Here is a 14,567-nt window from a genome sequence, read left to right on the forward strand (position 1 = left end):
TCAGTCGACCGAAAGCATGGAGAGCGCCGATATGAATACATCCGACCTCGAAGGCCCCACGCTCGATTACTGGGTGGCGCGCGGCCTTCATGACTTCATCAGGGAAATCCACTTCACCGACAGCGGCACGACGCTTTCGATCCGCGGCAACGACCGCGGCAAGGCGTGGGACGGGCGGTTTCTGCCGTCGACGTCGTGGGAGGCCGCCTCTGTCGTGCTGGAGCGCGCCTGCCGGCTGGAAATGAGCGACGTGGGACGCGGCGAAGTGGAATGCACCGCGACGTTCGGCAAGGACGGCGAGCCGGTGCGCGCGCGGGGGCCGTCGCTACGCGTGGCGCTCTTGCGCGCGTTCGTGCGGCATTCGTTCGGCGATACCGTCGAGGATGTCTACTTGCGGCACCCGCAAACCTTGCTCGGCACGCGCGCGGAAGCGATCAGCGAGCCGACGGCGTTCATCTCGGCCGAGGATGTGCCGGCGCCCAACGCGCGCATCGGCGATATCAAGTCGCCGCCGCGTCCCTGACCATAAGCGTAGCGATAAGCGCGGCCAAAACAAAAAGGGCCTTCCGGATGGAAGGCCCTTCGAAAGTGGCGCGGCTGGCAGGATTCGAACCCACGACCCCTTGGTTCGTAGCCAAGTACTCTATCCAACTGAGCTACAGCCGCACGCAAAACGGTGCTACTAAACGGTACTACTACTTGTGACTTCAACGCGCTTTTGGTTAAGCGCTGGTGTTCGGCTTTGAAGCCAAACACCGGAAAAAGTGGCGCGGCTGGCAGGATTCGAACCCACGACCCCTTGGTTCGTAGCCAAGTACTCTATCCAACTGAGCTACAGCCGCACGCAGAAGCGGAATTATAGCCAAGCCTGTTTGAAAAAGGAAGAGGCGTTGACCGAAAAGTGGCTGAGACCGGCTAGCGCCGTGGTAAGTTGACGATTACACGCCTCTACACACTCAGCGCGCGATGCGCGGAATTCTGGAATCGGTTTGCATCATGAACAAGGCATTTGTCAAAGAATCCGACGAGAGCGACGACGATCTCGAACTGGCCCAGCCGGATGTGCCGGCCGGCGCGAAAAACTACATCACGCCTGCGGGCCATCAGCGGCTGCGTGACGAGTTGCTGCAACTGCTCGACAACGAGCGCCCCGAAGTGGTCAAGCTCGTGTCGTGGGCGGCGTCGAACGGTGATCGCTCGGAGAATGGAGACTATATCTACGGCAAGCGGCGCCTGCGGGAGATCGACCGGCGCATCCGCTTTCTGACGAAGCGCCTCGATCTCGCGGAGGTCGTGGATGCGCGCAAGCAGGAGAACGTCGATCAGGTCTTTTTCGGCGCGACGGTGGACTACGCGGGCGACGACGGCATCGTGCATACGGTGACGATCGTCGGCGTCGACGAGGTCGATCTGGATCGCGGGCACGTGAGCTGGATCTCGCCGGTCGCGCGGGCGCTTTTGAAGGCGCGAATCGGCGATACGGTGCCGCTGCACACGCCGGCGGGCGTGCAGCAGATCGATATTCTTGATGTGCGATATCCGCGCTAGTTCGCGCGTCACGCGACGAACGGACGAAAAAAAAGCCGCTCCGAAGAGCGGCTTTTTGACAAGCAGAACTGCAGCCGAGGCTTAGAAGCGGTGACGAACGCCAACCGTTGCCGAGACTTGGTTCGACGTCGACGAAATGCCAACGCCGTTGATCGTCGCGCCGATGTTCGTGCCGTCCGTGTTCGTCACGTGCTGGTACTCGCCCTGCAGGTACACGTCGGTACGCTTCGACAGCGCGTATGCCGTTTGCAGGTCGACCTGGTGGAACTTCGGCTTCACGCCTTCGATGCGCGCATCGGTGAACGTGTAGTTCGCTGCCAGCGACAGAGCCGGCGTCAGGTTGTAGCGGCCGTTCACTTCGTAGTTCTGGAAGCGCACGCTGTTGCCCAGCGCGATGTTGCCGAGACCTTGCGAGCCGACGTTCGTCAGACCGACGCCGCTGTCGAGCATGGTTTGCGTGAAGACGAAGCCGACCGTCGCAGGACCGAACGCGTAGTTCAGGCCACCACCGAAGATGCGCTGACGGCCTGCCGAGAACGGAGCCTGGTCAGCCGTGACCGCGCCGCCCGCGATTGCCGCGCCCGCTGCATTGAGCGGCGCGCTGTTGTTCGTCTGGAAGTACGCACCCGCCACGTTCAACGGACCGTAGTTGTACGACACGCCCGCGCTATACGCACGGTTGTTCGCGAAACCGCCAGCCTGGTTCGAGAAACCGTACATCGCGCCGAACTTCAGACCAGCGTAGTTCGCGCTCGTGTACTTGACCGAGTTGTCGACGCGGAACGTGTTGGTCAGGTTGTCGTTATCGAACGGGTGGGCGAACTGCGTGCCGCCGTATTGCGTGCCCGTCAGAGCCAGAGGCCCGAGGAAGTCGACCACGGAGTCATATTGACGACCGAGGGTAACGGCGCCGAACTGGGTGCTCGACAGACCGACATATGCCTGACGGCCGAACTCACGACCACCTTGGCCGTTCGTGCCGTTCATGATGTTGAAGCCGTTCTCCAACGTGAAGATCGCCTTCAGGCCGCCGCCCAGGTCTTCCGAACCACGCAGGCCCCAACGGCTGCCGTTGACCGCGCCGCTCGTCGCCTTCCAGTTGCTGTGGCCGTTCTGATTGTTCGTGTAGGTGATGCCCGCATCGATCAGGCCGTAGAGCGTGACGCTGCTTTGCGCGTGAGCTGCGGTAGCGAAGACGCCCGTGAGGGCTGCGACCATGAGAGTCTTTTTCATCTTTGTAACTCCGAGAGCAGATTGGGCCTAAGGAACCCAGGCTTTGAGGAAACCTCGCTGCGACCGGCTGCGAGAGGCGCGGTCGGAGGAGCAACGTGCCGCCAGGGGCGACACATTTGTTTCCGGACCAGACGAAGTGTAAAGACGGTGTTACAGACGGGACGTTCCAGTTCGCGCAATAAATCATTCTCCGATTAGCAATGATCGAAAGAGGCGTTTTTCGCCTTTACTTTCAATGCTTTATCGTTGAATAAAGTGTCGCGCGATTAAGTGTCAACCAATCCGCGTTGCAGATGTGCGACACGATTCGCACGCTTAGGCAATCGGAAAACTCTAAGAAAACCGATTGTTGAGGAATCGGCAACAGAAGATTGCTGCGCCTGAGGGTAATTATTGCGATGGCCGTGGCTATACTGTCATTTCTGCTTTCCGAAGCAGACTTTTTCGTTGACGGAAAAGATCTCCAAACTTTGTCAGCGCGGCCTTTGGGTCGCGCTTTTTTTGCCGATTTCTGTACGTCGCGGCGGATCAAAGCGTCTGCAAGCCGACGGCTTCGTCCGAGTCCGGCACCAGGTCGTCGTCGAGCGGCGTCGCCCAGTCCTCCATGACATAGCGGCGGGCGTCCATCGGCGATGCAAGCAGGTTTTGCCAGTGGTCGCCATGCCATGCCGGTGCAAATGGAAGTGGCGATATCGACGGCGTGCTCGGTGAAAACGACGGACCGACGCGTGATTTCAGCCATTGCGCAAAGTGCGTCAAGTAATTCATCGTCGATCCTCCCGTTCATTACGCAGCGTTCTAATCCCAATGATCCTCTCGGGCGGAGAATCAGGCAAGGCGAGTTAACACTTAATCTTGCGCAATGGCACTTGAAGACCGTGCGAGATAATCAGTCGGGAGCATCGCTCCTTTTGCATTGCGCGTTATATGGGAAGTAAAGCTGCGGGTGATCCAACTGAGGCTGATTGAATACGCGTTATGAATACGGACCCATGGGAGATAATCTGCCATAGCGCGTCGCGCGCGGCCTCGCGGGGGCTGCGCAACCCGAGAGGCTCGGCGCAGCAACCTTGTCGGGAAGGCTGCGTCCCGCGATGGACGCCCGGCGAGCCCTACCACGCCAAATTTCCGAAAAATATTCGCTGAAGGGTCTGCTCACTCGAGTCTTATACGAGATTGCAAAGCGGTAAATATGAGCGGAAGCGCACAAAAGGCTTATGCGTTATGGTCGCCCCTGCGACTGCATAATGCGCCGGTAAATCGGTGAAAATACTTACGCCGATGCCCTAAAGATATCCGATGGAATGCCGCCCACACCCGCTTTCTCCGAACTTTCCGCCGATGCCTGCGAGATACCGGTGCGTTAGAATGGGCAATTCAGAAACCTCCGCTGCACGGCCGAAGCCGCCGCATTGTCTCAGATCACGATGCACCCTCATTTCCCTCCCGCGCTCACCCTGCCTTCCACCCCTCTGGTTTTCGTCGACCTCGAAACCACAGGGGGCACGTTCGGCGTCGATCGCATTACTGAAATCGGAATCGTCGAGGCCGGGCCGCAAGGCGTGTCGCAGTGGACCTCGCTCGTGAATCCTGAGCGGCCGATTCCCGCTTTCGTTCAGCAGCTGACCGGCATCGACGACGCGATGGTGCGCGACGCGCCGACATTCGCCGAACTCGCGGCCGGCCTGCTCGACCGGATGGACGGGCGGCTCTTCGTCGCGCACAACGCGCACTTCGACCACAGTTTTCTGAAGGGCGAGTTCAGGCGCATCGGCATGCGCTTCGTGCCGGACGTGCTGTGCACGGTCCAACTGTCGCGGGCGGTGTATCCGGCCGAAACGCGGCACGGTCTGGATGCGCTCGTCGAACGTCACGCGCTCGTGCCTGCCGCCCGGCATCGCGCGCTCGCCGATGCAGATCTTCTCTGGCAGTTCTGGCAGCATCTGCATCGGGCGCACGCGCCGGAGACGGTTGCGGAGCACGTGGGCCGCGTGACGCGCCGGTTCCGGCTCGCGGCGCAGATCGACGAAGACACGATCGAGCGCATTCCGGCCGGCTGCGGCGCGTACGTGTTCTTCGGCGACGACGACGCACCGCTCTATGTCGGCCGCAGCGTGCGGCTGCGCCAGCGCGTGCGTTCGCATTTGACCGGGCCGCGCCGACCTGCAAAAGATTTGCGCCTGGCCGCGCTCGTGCGGCGCGTGGAATGGAAGGCGACGGGCGGCGAAATCGGCGCGATGCTTGCCGAAGCGCAAATGATCGCGACGCTGCGTCCTTCGCTCAATCGCGCGCCGAAGTCGCGTTCTGGCGATGCGCGCGGCATGCCGTGGCCGCACGCAGGCGCCGTCGCAATCGAGGAACGCGACGCGGCAAGCGGGCAACGCGCATGGCATGTGATCGACAACTGGCAGTACTTCGGCACCGCTGAGTCGCTCGAGCAAGCGGGCGAATTGCGCGGGAAGGCGGAGCCTGCGCGCTTCGACTTGGCCATCTACCGCATTCTCGGCGAACGTCTTGCTCGCGGTCTCGCATTCGTGCCGTTGCGGCAGGACGTGCTGGCGAGCGCGACTTCGTAACGTCAGCCGACCGCGCCGACGCCCCCGGCCGCGCACACGTGCGACAACGCACGCCCGAGCGGCGCGTTCATCGACGAGTCATAGCGCGTGACGTGCTTCCAGCGCGCGAGGCTGTCGGCGAGGCGCAGCGGACAGTCATCGGCGTGGCGCATCGGCTCGATACGGGAAAGGGCGGTCAACAGCGCGCTGGTCAGGCGATCCAGCTTCGGACGCGTGTCGGTGGCGAGATCGGGCGGCGAACCTTCGGGCGCGGCCTTCAGCGCGCGCCAGTTCGCGAAGAGCGCGTTCTGCACGTCCTTGCTCGCGTCGATCTGATCGCGGAAGAACTGTTGCGCGAAGTCGGGATCGATGTCCGCGGCGCGCGCTCTTTCGTCCACGTGCCGGAGCAGCGCGGCTTCACGCGGCGCGTCGGTGATCGGCTCGTGGCGCGCCCACTTGTAGCGGGCGACCGGTTCCGCGAGTGCCAAGCGTTGCGAAACGAGCGCGATGAGGTTGGTGAACGCCGTGTCGTCGCCATCTGCTTGCGCGGGCGCGACGGCCGCGAGCAGCAGCGTGCAGGCGACGGTCAGGCGAGGAAGAAGAGAGAGAAGAGCGGGGGCCGATCGGTGGCGCATCGTCTGGGCGGTTCGCGCAAAAGCGCCAGCATAGCGCAGGCGCGCAGTCGTGCGGGCTCTGAGATCAGACGAGCGAAGCCAGGCGTCAGCCCGACTCGTTTCAGAAGGAGAGGGCGTGACGCTTCCTGGCGAGCGCCATGTGCGGACTGAGAAGTCCGTGCGCGCCGCGCGCACCGGGCGTCGTGTTCACGACGGCGGCGTGATGGTTCAGCGCAGCCGCCTATTTGACCGAAGCCAGCTTGCGCTGTTCGTCGAAGAACGCGCGCACGTGCTCGGGCAGTTCGGTCGCGAGAAACTCGACGGCTACCGGCTCCGGGTCCGGACAATGTACCTTGTCGGGCGTCGGGATTTTCGTCGGTTTGGCGTCCATGGTTCTCTCCTCGGGTGACATCGACATTCGATTGCTGGCGATCGCGGCTGCTGCATGTCTCGTGCGCCGCCGCAATGGCCGATTAACTGATCCTCTAATTAAGCGTTATCGGTTCGGCGTGGCTTCGGCTTGAGCGCGAACCTGCGGCAACCGATCAAGCATATGACCGTTCGTGCGGCGGTCGGTAATTCTCGCTGGCGGATAAACCCGCTTACTTAAGTTTTAGCAAAAACAACCGCAGTGGACCAGGCCGTCGGGACAGCGCACAGCCCCGTCGCGCGAGGCGCTGCGGCGTGTCCACGCTGGATCGTCGCCTTTCCTCTATGGATATAACGATACCGGGAAACCTTCGTTGACGCTGTGGTGCAAAGCGGAAAAAGGTTCGTCGTTGTACGAAAGCGCACATTCGGCGCAACTTCGACATTCCGAGTGTCCAAATGCGAAATGCTTTTGCGTATTTCCGTCGAGAACCGAATCGGGAAGCAGTGGAGAGGGGCGGGCAATTGCGCTGAGGGGAGGGCCGGTGTCGCGCGCGTTCGAGACCACCGATAGGAGACCACCAATGCGAGACCACCAATAGCAAAAACCCGCGTCATTTGCATGAACGCGGGTTTTGGTTTGCTGCTTGAATCTTGTGGTGCCGGAAAGAGGAATCGAACCCCCGACCTTCGCATTACGAATGCGCTGCTCTACCGTCTGAGCTATTCCGGCATCAGAGAAACAGGATTATAGCGACCACATTCTCGATTTGGCAAGACCCTGAATCAATTTTTCTTTTCGAGATGGTAGCGGGTCACGCGGTCCACCTCGTTCTTCGAACCGAGGAACACCGGCACGCGCTGGTGCAGGCTCGTCGGAACGATATCGAGGATGCGCCGCTCGCCGTCGGTCGCGGCACCGCCCGCCTGCTCGACGATGAACGCCATCGGATTCGCTTCGTACATGAGGCGCAGCTTGCCGGGGCGATCCGGCGTGCGCTTGTCGGCCGGGTACATGAAAATTCCGCCGCGATTCAGGATGCGATGCACGTCCGCGACCATCGACGCAATCCAGCGCATGTTGAAGTCTTCCTTGCGCGGACCGTCCTTGCCCTCGTTCAGTTCGTTGACGTAGCGTTGCACCGGCTCGTACCAGTGGCGGCTGTTCGATGCGTTGATCGCGTATTCGCGCGTTTCGGTCGGCACCTGCATGTCGCGCTGCGTCAGCACCCACGATCCGAGTTCGCGGTCGAGCGTGAAGCAGTTGACGCCATTGCCCGTCGTCAGCACCAGCACCGTCTGCGGCCCGTACACTGCATAACCCGCAGCCACTTGCGCGCTTCCCGGCTGCATGAAGACCGCTTCCGTCGGGTCAGCGCCGTCCGGGCAGCGCAATACCGAGAAGATCGTGCCGATCGACACGTTGACGTCGATGTTCGACGAGCCGTCGAGCGGATCGAACGTCAGCAGATAGTTGCCCTTCGGATAGCGGTTCGGAATCGGGAAGATCTTTTCCATCTCTTCCGATGCCATCGCGGCCAGGTTGCCGCCCCATTCGTTGGCTTCGAGCAGGATTTCGTTCGAGAGCACGTCGAGCTTCTTCTGCACTTCGCCCTGCACGTTTTCGCTGCCGGCGGAGCCGAGCGCATCGCCGAGCGCGCCCTTGCTCACCTGATAGCCGATTTGCTTGCAGGCACGCGCGACGACTTCGATGAGAAGACGCAAGTCGGCGGGCAGGTTCTGGTGTTCGCGCTGCTGCTCGATCAGATACTTCGTGAGCGTGGTACGGCTTGAAATGGAGGACATGCTGGGCTCCGGTGAGCGTTAGACGAATATTCACGATTCTAACCGCTCGATCCTGCTCGCCCGTGTGACAGCACCGGCCGTCGCCGCCATAAACAAGAATGGCCGCCGCGCGAAACATCGCGCGACGGCCACTGAACGGGCAAAGCGCGGTTACGCCGCCAATGCCTTTTCGACCACTTCGCGCACGTCGCGCGACTTCGCCTTCGACGCGACTTCGCTCAACGCCGCGTGCATCTTCTCGCGCAGCGCCGGCGTGAAGCGCCGCCACATCTCGAGTCCGCGCGCGAGCCGCGCCGCAACCTGCGGATTCAGCGCGTCGAGCGCGATGACTTGCTCGGCCCAGAACGCGTAGCCGGAGCCGTCGACCGCGTGGAACTGCGCGGGATTGCCGCTACAGAAGCTGAAGATGAGCGAGCGCGCGCGGTTCGGATTTTTCAGCGTGAACGCGGGATGCTGCATCAGCTGCCGCACGATATCGATCACCTTGCGCTCGTCGCCGCCGCGCTGCGTCGCCTGAAGCGCGAACCACTTGTCGATCACCAGCGCCTCCTTCTCGAAGCGGCGATAGAAGTCCGCCAGCGCCGCGTCCGCCACGGTCGCGTCCGCGCCAGCGGTTGCGCTCGCGAGCAGCAGCGCGGAAAGCGCGGCGGAGCGGTCCGTCATGTTGTTCGCGTCGTCGTACTGCTTTTGCGCGAGACGCACGGCGTCGCTCGGATCGTCGAGCTGGCTCAGATAGGCGAGCGCCAGATTCTTGAGCGCGCGCTTGCCGGCGTCTTCGGGCGTCGGCCGATACTCGCCCGGCGTCTGGTTCGCCTCGTAGACGGCGAGCCACTTGTCGCGCAACTGCGACGCGAGCCGGCGGCTCATGAACACGCGCGCCGCGTGGACGGCGGCCGGGTCCGACACGCTCATCTGCTCGGCGAGATAGCTCTCGGACGGCAGCATCAGCGCGAGTTCGCGGAAGGCGGGCGTGAGCGTGGTGTCGTCGAGCACTTGCGCGAACGCCGCGATGACTTCATCGCCGATCGAAAGCGTCTCGCCGTTGGCGGCGCGCCCGGCAAGCGCGAGCAACTCGCGCGTGGCGAGGCGCTGGCCGGCTTCCCAGCGGTTGAACGGGTCGCTGTCGTGCGCGAGCAGGAACGCGAGCTGTTCATTCGTGTAGTCGAATTCGACGATCACCGGCGCCGAGAAATTGCGCAAGAGCGAGGGCAGGGGCGCCTCGGCGACATCGACGAAGGTGAACGACTGCTCGCGCTCGGTGAATTCGAGCACGCGCGTCGTGCCGCTCGGCTCCTTTTCGCCTTCCAGACGCAGCGGCAGATCCGCCCCGTTTGCGCCGATCAGACCGACCGCGAACGGAATCAGCAGCGGTCCTTTCTGCGTCGCGCGGGCGGCTTCCGACGTCTCGCCGTAGCCTTGCGCGAGCGTCAGCGTGTACTTCTTGTTCGCGGCGTCGTAGGACGCGCGAACGGTGACGCGCGGCGTGCCCGCCTGGCTGTACCAGCGCTCGTATTGCGCGAGGTCGCGATGATTCGCGTCGGCCATCGCCTGACGGAAGTCGTCGCAGGTCACGGCCTGGCCGTCGTGGCGCTGGAAATAGAGATCCATGCCGCGCCGGAAGCCGTCGCGGCCGAACAGCGTCTGGTACATCCGCACGACTTCCGAGCCTTTCTCGTAGACGGTCATCGTGTAGAAATTGTTGATCTCGACGTAGCTCTCCGGGCGCACCGGATGCGCCATCGGGCCGGCGTCCTCGGCGAACTGCATCTGCCGCAGCACGCGCACGTCTTCGATGCGCTTCGTCGCGCGGGCGGCGGCGCTCGCCGCGCCATCGGCGTCGCCGGCGGCCATGTCGGCGGAGAACTCCTGATCGCGGAACACCGTCAGCCCTTCCTTCAGGCTCAGCTGGAACCAGTCGCGGCACGTCACGCGGTTGCCGGTCCAGTTATGGAAGTACTCGTGGCCGACCACCGCTTCGATATTCGAGAAGTCCGTGTCCGTCGCCGTTTCCGGATTGGCGAGCACGTACTTCGTGTTGAAGATGTTGAGGCCCTTGTTCTCCATCGCGCCCATGTTGAAGTCGCTCACGGCGACGATCATGAAGCGGTCCAGATCCAGTTCCAGCCCGAAGCGCTTCTCGTCCCAGCGGATCGAGTGGATGAGCGAATCCATCGCGTGGCGCGTCTTGTCGAGGTCGTGTTCCTCGACCCACACCTGCAACAGCTTCTCCTTGCCCGAGCCGGTCTTGATGCGTTCTTCCAGCGCGACGAGCTTGCCTGCGACGAGCGCGAACAGATAGCTCGGCTTCTTGAACGGATCTTCCCACTTCGCGAAGTGGCGGCCATCGGGCAGATTGCCTTCTTCGATGAGATTGCCGTTGGACAAGAGCACCGGATACGCCGCCTTGTCGGCGCGCAGCGTGACGGTGTAGGTGGCCATCACGTCCGGACGGTCAAGGAAGTACGTGATGCGCCGGAAGCCTTCCGCCTCGCATTGCGTGAAGAAGTTGCCGCTCGACACGTAAAGTCCCGAGAGCGTCGTGTTCTGCTCCGGATTGCAGATGCTTTCGATGCTCAGCTCGAACGCGTCGCCGGGAAGATCGCCGATCGACAGGCCGTTGTCGCTGGTCTGCACATCCGCGTGCGCCGCGCCGTTGATCGCCGCGCGCACGAACTCGAGTTGCTCGCCGATCAGTTCGAGGCGCGGCGCGTGGCCGGGCGCGTCCGGGTTGCGGCGCAGGCGCATGGTGTTCTTCACGACCGTGCGCGACGGCACGAGGTCGAATTCCAGCGCGACCGAATCGATGAGGAAAGCGGGCGGCGTATAGTCCTCGCGGCGAATCACAGCGGACGCGGTCGGTGCGGGCGTGTTGGACATGGCAAGATCTTCTCGGTGAGAGTGGCGGCCCGCTCGATCATGTGCATGAGTACGGCACGAATGCGGGCTCCGCAGGTCGAACCATTGTACAAAACGGTTGGCTATCGTGAGTCCGGTGAGTGGGACGCCGCAGTGCGACGTCGCCCGAAGCGCAGTCAACGAAGTGAGGATGACCATGAATCTCTCGATCCATCGCCTGATGCGCGCGGCCTGCCTGACGGGCGCGCTATGGCTCGCGGGCTGCACCACCTACGTCCAGACGCAGGTGACCGCGTTCTCGGACTGGACCGGCAGCGACGCCACGCGCACGTACGCGTTCGCTCGCGCTGACGAACAGCAGAACAGCATCGAGCAGAAGACTTATGAGACGCTCGTCGCGAGCGAATTGTCGAAATACGCGTTCAAGGAGGCGCCGCAAGCGAGCGCGCATTACCGGGTGGCGCTCGCGTATTCGGTGCGCGGCGACCTGGTGACGGTGCGCCGGCCCGTCTATTACGATCCATGGCCGTGGTACGGCTACTACGGCCGTCCCTTCTGGGGCCCGTGGGGCGGCTTCGGTCCATACGGCCCGTGGGGTCCGACGGGCTATGTCGACCAGAGTTACCCCGTCTATATTCACGCGCTGCAAATCCGCATGACCGACCGGGCGACCGGACGCGAGGTCTACAAGGTGACGGCGGTGAATTCGTCCGAAGACGCCTCGCTGTATCGCGCGATGCCGTATCTCGCCCGCAGCGCGCTCGCCGACTTCCCGCTCGGCAACGGCACGGTGCGCACGGTGACGCTGCCGGTGGACAAGAACGGCGGCATCGGCAACGAAACGGCGGCATCGCTCGATTCGACGGCGAGCGGGGCCGCGCCGGCACCGGCAACAGCGCCCAAAACTGCTGAGTGACGGTGGCTTGCGGCACGCCGGAACGCGCCAGCAGAGGGCATTCGACCGCGCCGCAATATATGCAGCGGCGGTCAATAAGCGATATATTCGCGGTCATGACAAAACCGTGTCCGCCCCATCCGAAAGCCGTTCCCGAGCCCGCCGCATGGGACGCCCGGCTCGCCCGCCGCCTCGTCACGCCGCTCGTCGGCACGCCCGTCACGCCGAATCATCTGACGACCGTTCGCCTTGCCATCGGGCTCGGCGGCGCGTACTACCTTTCGCTCGGCGACTTCTGGCTGTGCTCGCTCGGCGCGCTTCTGATCGCGCTGTCAAATTTCGTCGATCACACCGACGGCGAGCTTGCGCGCATCAGCGGTCAGTCGAGCAAGATCGGACACTTTTACGACCTTGCGTGCGACGCGCTCGTGACCGTACTGCTCTTCGCGGGCATCGGTTTCTACGTCGCCGTGCATCATCCTTCGTACGCGACGGCCGCGCAGTGGCTCGGCGGCGTGGCGGGCGTCGCGGTCGCGCTCATTTTCTTCCTGCGCATGCGCATCGAGTCGATGGTCGGCAAGTCCGGCACCAAGCAGGCTTCGGTCGCCGGCTTCGAAACCGAAGACGTGCTGTATCTGCTGCCGGTCGTGACGGTGCTGAACGGCATGACGCCGTTCTTGATCGCGGCGGCCATCGGCGCGCCGTTGTTCGCGGTGTTCGTCGCGGTGGACTACCGGCGCGTGACGCGCCGCGTGCGCGCCGAGGCCACCGTACGCGCCAAGGCACAGACGGCACAGTCGGCGCAGTCGGCGCACGCCGCGCGCAAGGACGGCAACGATTTCCAGGCGGTGAGATGAGCGATACGGCAACTCCGGTCAACCAGCAACCTCGACAGTCACACGCGGACCCTGCGAGCCTCCCGTCGTCGCGCGATATCGACGCGACCCTCAACGCGCGCCTCGCCTCGCTGCCCACGCCCAAACTGCACGCGGACTACGAGAAACAAGGCTCCTTCCTTTATCTCGACGAGTTCCTTCCGCGCGACTACACCGAACGCCTGATCGCCGCCGTGCACGACGTGATGCCGGCCGTGAACCGCAACTATCTGCCGGGCCACAAGGCAGGCGGCAGCGTGAGCCGTCATACGCTCGACAAGCTCGCGCCGTTCATCGCGGACCTGTACCGCTCGGAAGCGCTCATCAAGTGGCTGGGGGCGGTGAGCGGCGACAAGCTGCAACTCTCGCCCGAAGACGATCCTCACGCCTACGCGCTCTATTTTTATACGCGCCCCGGCGATCACATCGGCTGGCACTACGACACGTCGTACTACAACGGGCGCCGCTACACCATGCTGCTCGGCGTGATCGACGACTCGTCCTGCCGTCTCGACTATGAACTGCATACGCGCACGCCGAACGCGACGCCGGAACCCGGCTCGGTGCAGTATCCGCCGGGCGCGCTCGTGTTCTTCGACGGCGACAAGCTACGGCATCGCGTCACGCCGCTCGGCGAAAACGAGATGCGCGTGTCGCTCACGTTTGAGTACGTCACGAACCCGGAGATGCGGCCGTTCCAGCGTTTCATCTCGAACATGAAGGACTCGATCGCGTACTTCGGCTTCAAGCAGGTCTTTCGCCGCAAAGGCGGCAAAAACGGACAGGCATGAGTCGCGCGGGCACGTTTCTGCTCTCGATCGGCGTGGTGTTGTTCATCGCGCTGCTCGGCTGGCAAGGTTTCGGCTCGGTCGCGTCGACGCTCGCTGACGCGGGCTGGGGCCTCTTTGCGGTGGCCGCGTTTCACTTCGCGCCGCTCGCGCTCGACGCCGGCGCGATCAGCGTGCTCTTTTCCCGCAACGAACGCGACGTCGCGCTGCGCGACGCGCTGCTCGCGCGCTGGGCAGGCGAATCGGTCAATAGCCTGATGCCCGCCGGGCAGATCGGCGGGCCCATGCTGATGGTCCGCCATCTCTCGCAGCGCGGCATGCGCGCACGCGACGCCGCCGCCGTCATCACCGTGAGCACGACGATGCAGACCGTCGCGCAACTCCTCTTCGCGCTCGTCGGCGTCGTGCTGTTGACGAGCTACGCGGCGGGCGGCTCGTCGACGGTCGTGTCGATCGCGGTGCTCGCGGTCGTGGGCGTGATCGGCGCGATGATCTTCGGGTTCTATCTCGCGCAGCGGCGCGGTCTCTTCGGCCGTGCGATGCGCTTTGCGTCCGGCATCGCCGCGCGCTTCTCGAAGAAGCGCGACTGGTCGTCGCTCGTCACGCGCGCCGAGGCGGTCGATACGGCAGTGCACGCGCTGTATCGCGAGCGCGGCAAGGTGGCGGCGAGCTTCGGCCTGAGCCTTCTCGGCTGGATCGTCGGCACGGGCGAAGTCTGGATCGTGCTCGATCTGCTCGGGCATCCGGTCGGCTGGACGGAAGCGCTGCTGCTCGAAAGCCTCGGTCAGGCGATTCGCGGCGCGGCCTTTGCCATTCCCGGCTCGCTCGGCGTGCAGGAGGGCGGTTATCTGCTGCTCGCGCGCCTCGTCGGCCTGCCGCCCGAAACGGCGCTGGCGCTCTCGCTCGCCAAGCGCGCCCGCGAGCTCTTGCTCGGCGTGCCGGGCATCGTCTATCTGCATTTCGTTGAAAAAGGCTGGCAGCGCCGTCGTCTTGCGCGCGTGCCGGATATCGACTGATTCACCCTCGAA

Annotated in this window: 13 protein-coding genes and 3 tRNA genes; 7 read left to right on the plus strand and 9 right to left on the minus strand. The window is 63.5% G+C overall.

From position 1 onward, the window contains the following. The first annotated feature begins 31 nt into the window (after positions 1 to 31). Positions 32 to 523, plus strand: coding sequence for a phage protein NinX family protein (locus NCR35_RS04930; protein ID WP_244848154.1), 492 nt, complete (start codon positions 32 to 34; stop codon positions 521 to 523). Positions 524 to 589: 66 nt separating this feature from the next. Here NCR35_RS04930 and NCR35_RS04935 read toward each other — a convergent pair. Both NCR35_RS04935 and NCR35_RS04940 read right to left on the minus strand, forming a co-directional pair. Beyond that, positions 590 to 666, minus strand: a tRNA-Arg gene (locus NCR35_RS04935). 99 nt (positions 667 to 765) lie between these two features. Next, positions 766 to 842 (minus strand) — tRNA-Arg (locus NCR35_RS04940). A gap of 154 nt (positions 843 to 996) precedes the next feature. Between NCR35_RS04940 and greB the strand changes: the two genes are divergently transcribed. After that, positions 997 to 1,548, plus strand: a complete 552-nt coding sequence (gene greB / locus NCR35_RS04945; RefSeq protein ID WP_175939758.1) for a transcription elongation factor GreB — start codon at positions 997 to 999, stop codon at positions 1,546 to 1,548. An 81-nt stretch (positions 1,549 to 1,629) separates the two neighbouring features. Here greB and NCR35_RS04950 read toward each other — a convergent pair whose 3' ends face one another. Beyond that, positions 1,630 to 2,781: a porin gene (locus NCR35_RS04950; protein ID WP_250533390.1), complete on the minus strand. Its 1,152-nt coding sequence runs from the start codon at positions 2,779 to 2,781 to the stop codon at positions 1,630 to 1,632. Positions 2,782 to 3,309: 528 nt separating this feature from the next. Continuing rightward, entirely contained in the window at positions 3,310 to 3,549 is a 240-nt protein-coding gene (locus tag NCR35_RS04955; RefSeq protein ID WP_250533432.1) for a hypothetical protein, read from the minus strand. A 659-nt stretch (positions 3,550 to 4,208) separates the two neighbouring features. Here NCR35_RS04955 and NCR35_RS04960 point away from each other — a divergent pair. Next, the gene (locus tag NCR35_RS04960; RefSeq protein WP_250533430.1) at positions 4,209 to 5,357 is read left to right on the plus strand and encodes an exonuclease domain-containing protein; all 1,149 of its coding nucleotides are present in this window, start codon (positions 4,209 to 4,211) and stop codon (positions 5,355 to 5,357) included. Between the two features lie 2 nt (positions 5,358 to 5,359). Here the strand turns inward: NCR35_RS04960 and NCR35_RS04965 are convergent, their stop codons facing one another. The 5 genes from NCR35_RS04965 to pepN all read right to left on the minus strand — a co-directional run bounded on the left by NCR35_RS04965 (position 5,360) and on the right by pepN (position 11,002). Beyond that, positions 5,360 to 5,971 (minus strand): chorismate mutase, encoded by a 612-nt coding sequence (locus NCR35_RS04965; RefSeq protein WP_250533393.1) that lies wholly within the window; start codon positions 5,969 to 5,971, stop codon positions 5,360 to 5,362. A gap of 220 nt (positions 5,972 to 6,191) precedes the next feature. Then, positions 6,192 to 6,341: a hypothetical protein gene (locus tag NCR35_RS04970; RefSeq protein ID WP_175939762.1), complete on the minus strand. Its 150-nt coding sequence runs from the start codon at positions 6,339 to 6,341 to the stop codon at positions 6,192 to 6,194. A gap of 635 nt (positions 6,342 to 6,976) precedes the next feature. Further along, positions 6,977 to 7,052: transfer RNA gene (locus NCR35_RS04975), tRNA-Thr, on the minus strand. Between the two features lie 53 nt (positions 7,053 to 7,105). Then, positions 7,106 to 8,125 (minus strand): class 1 fructose-bisphosphatase, encoded by a 1,020-nt coding sequence (locus NCR35_RS04980; protein WP_244848157.1) that lies wholly within the window; start codon positions 8,123 to 8,125, stop codon positions 7,106 to 7,108. Between the two features lie 150 nt (positions 8,126 to 8,275). Then, positions 8,276 to 11,002 (minus strand): aminopeptidase N, encoded by a 2,727-nt coding sequence (pepN, locus tag NCR35_RS04985; RefSeq protein ID WP_250533396.1) that lies wholly within the window; start codon positions 11,000 to 11,002, stop codon positions 8,276 to 8,278. A gap of 175 nt (positions 11,003 to 11,177) precedes the next feature. On the opposite strand from pepN, the gene NCR35_RS04990 reads away from it, so the two are divergent. The 4 genes from NCR35_RS04990 (at position 11,178) to NCR35_RS05005 (ending at position 14,555) form a co-directional block, all read left to right on the plus strand. Then, positions 11,178 to 11,897 carry a DUF4136 domain-containing protein gene (locus NCR35_RS04990; RefSeq protein WP_250533397.1) on the plus strand — a complete coding sequence of 240 codons (720 nt, stop codon included), beginning with the start codon at positions 11,178 to 11,180 and terminating at the stop codon, positions 11,895 to 11,897. Between the two features lie 95 nt (positions 11,898 to 11,992). Then, complete coding sequence (locus tag NCR35_RS04995) at positions 11,993 to 12,733, plus strand: CDP-alcohol phosphatidyltransferase family protein (RefSeq protein WP_250533398.1); 741 nt, start codon at positions 11,993 to 11,995, stop codon at positions 12,731 to 12,733. Then, positions 12,730 to 13,542, plus strand: coding sequence for a HalD/BesD family halogenase (locus NCR35_RS05000; protein WP_250533399.1), 813 nt, complete (start codon positions 12,730 to 12,732; stop codon positions 13,540 to 13,542). Before NCR35_RS04995 ends, NCR35_RS05000 begins: the two co-directional genes overlap by 4 nt. Next, entirely contained in the window at positions 13,539 to 14,555 is a 1,017-nt protein-coding gene (locus NCR35_RS05005; protein ID WP_250533400.1) for a flippase-like domain-containing protein, read from the plus strand. The genes NCR35_RS05000 and NCR35_RS05005 overlap by 4 nt, the downstream gene beginning before the upstream one ends. Positions 14,556 to 14,567 lie beyond the last annotated feature (12 nt).

The sequence above is a fragment of the Caballeronia sp. AZ10_KS36 genome (genome assembly GCF_023631105.1).
GTDB lineage: Bacteria > Pseudomonadota > Gammaproteobacteria > Burkholderiales > Burkholderiaceae > Caballeronia.

Excerpts from the sequence above, each read along its gene's own strand:
- NCR35_RS04930 (WP_244848154.1), top strand. The coding sequence starts at position 32 with ATGAATACATCCGACCTCGAAGGCCCCACGCTCGATTACTGGGTGGCG.
- greB (WP_175939758.1), top strand. The coding sequence starts at position 997 with ATGAACAAGGCATTTGTCAAAGAATCCGACGAGAGCGACGACGATCTC.
- NCR35_RS04950 (WP_250533390.1), bottom strand. The coding sequence starts at position 2,781 with ATGAAAAAGACTCTCATGGTCGCAGCCCTCACGGGCGTCTTCGCTACC.
- NCR35_RS04955 (WP_250533432.1), bottom strand. The coding sequence starts at position 3,549 with ATGAATTACTTGACGCACTTTGCGCAATGGCTGAAATCACGCGTCGGT.
- NCR35_RS04960 (WP_250533430.1), top strand. The coding sequence starts at position 4,209 with ATGCACCCTCATTTCCCTCCCGCGCTCACCCTGCCTTCCACCCCTCTG.
- NCR35_RS04965 (WP_250533393.1), bottom strand. The coding sequence starts at position 5,971 with ATGCGCCACCGATCGGCCCCCGCTCTTCTCTCTCTTCTTCCTCGCCTG.
- NCR35_RS04970 (WP_175939762.1), bottom strand. The coding sequence starts at position 6,341 with ATGGACGCCAAACCGACGAAAATCCCGACGCCCGACAAGGTACATTGT.
- NCR35_RS04980 (WP_244848157.1), bottom strand. The coding sequence starts at position 8,125 with ATGTCCTCCATTTCAAGCCGTACCACGCTCACGAAGTATCTGATCGAG.
- pepN (WP_250533396.1), bottom strand. The coding sequence starts at position 11,002 with ATGTCCAACACGCCCGCACCGACCGCGTCCGCTGTGATTCGCCGCGAG.
- NCR35_RS04990 (WP_250533397.1), top strand. The coding sequence starts at position 11,178 with ATGAATCTCTCGATCCATCGCCTGATGCGCGCGGCCTGCCTGACGGGC.
- NCR35_RS04995 (WP_250533398.1), top strand. The coding sequence starts at position 11,993 with ATGACAAAACCGTGTCCGCCCCATCCGAAAGCCGTTCCCGAGCCCGCC.
- NCR35_RS05000 (WP_250533399.1), top strand. The coding sequence starts at position 12,730 with ATGAGCGATACGGCAACTCCGGTCAACCAGCAACCTCGACAGTCACAC.
- NCR35_RS05005 (WP_250533400.1), top strand. The coding sequence starts at position 13,539 with ATGAGTCGCGCGGGCACGTTTCTGCTCTCGATCGGCGTGGTGTTGTTC.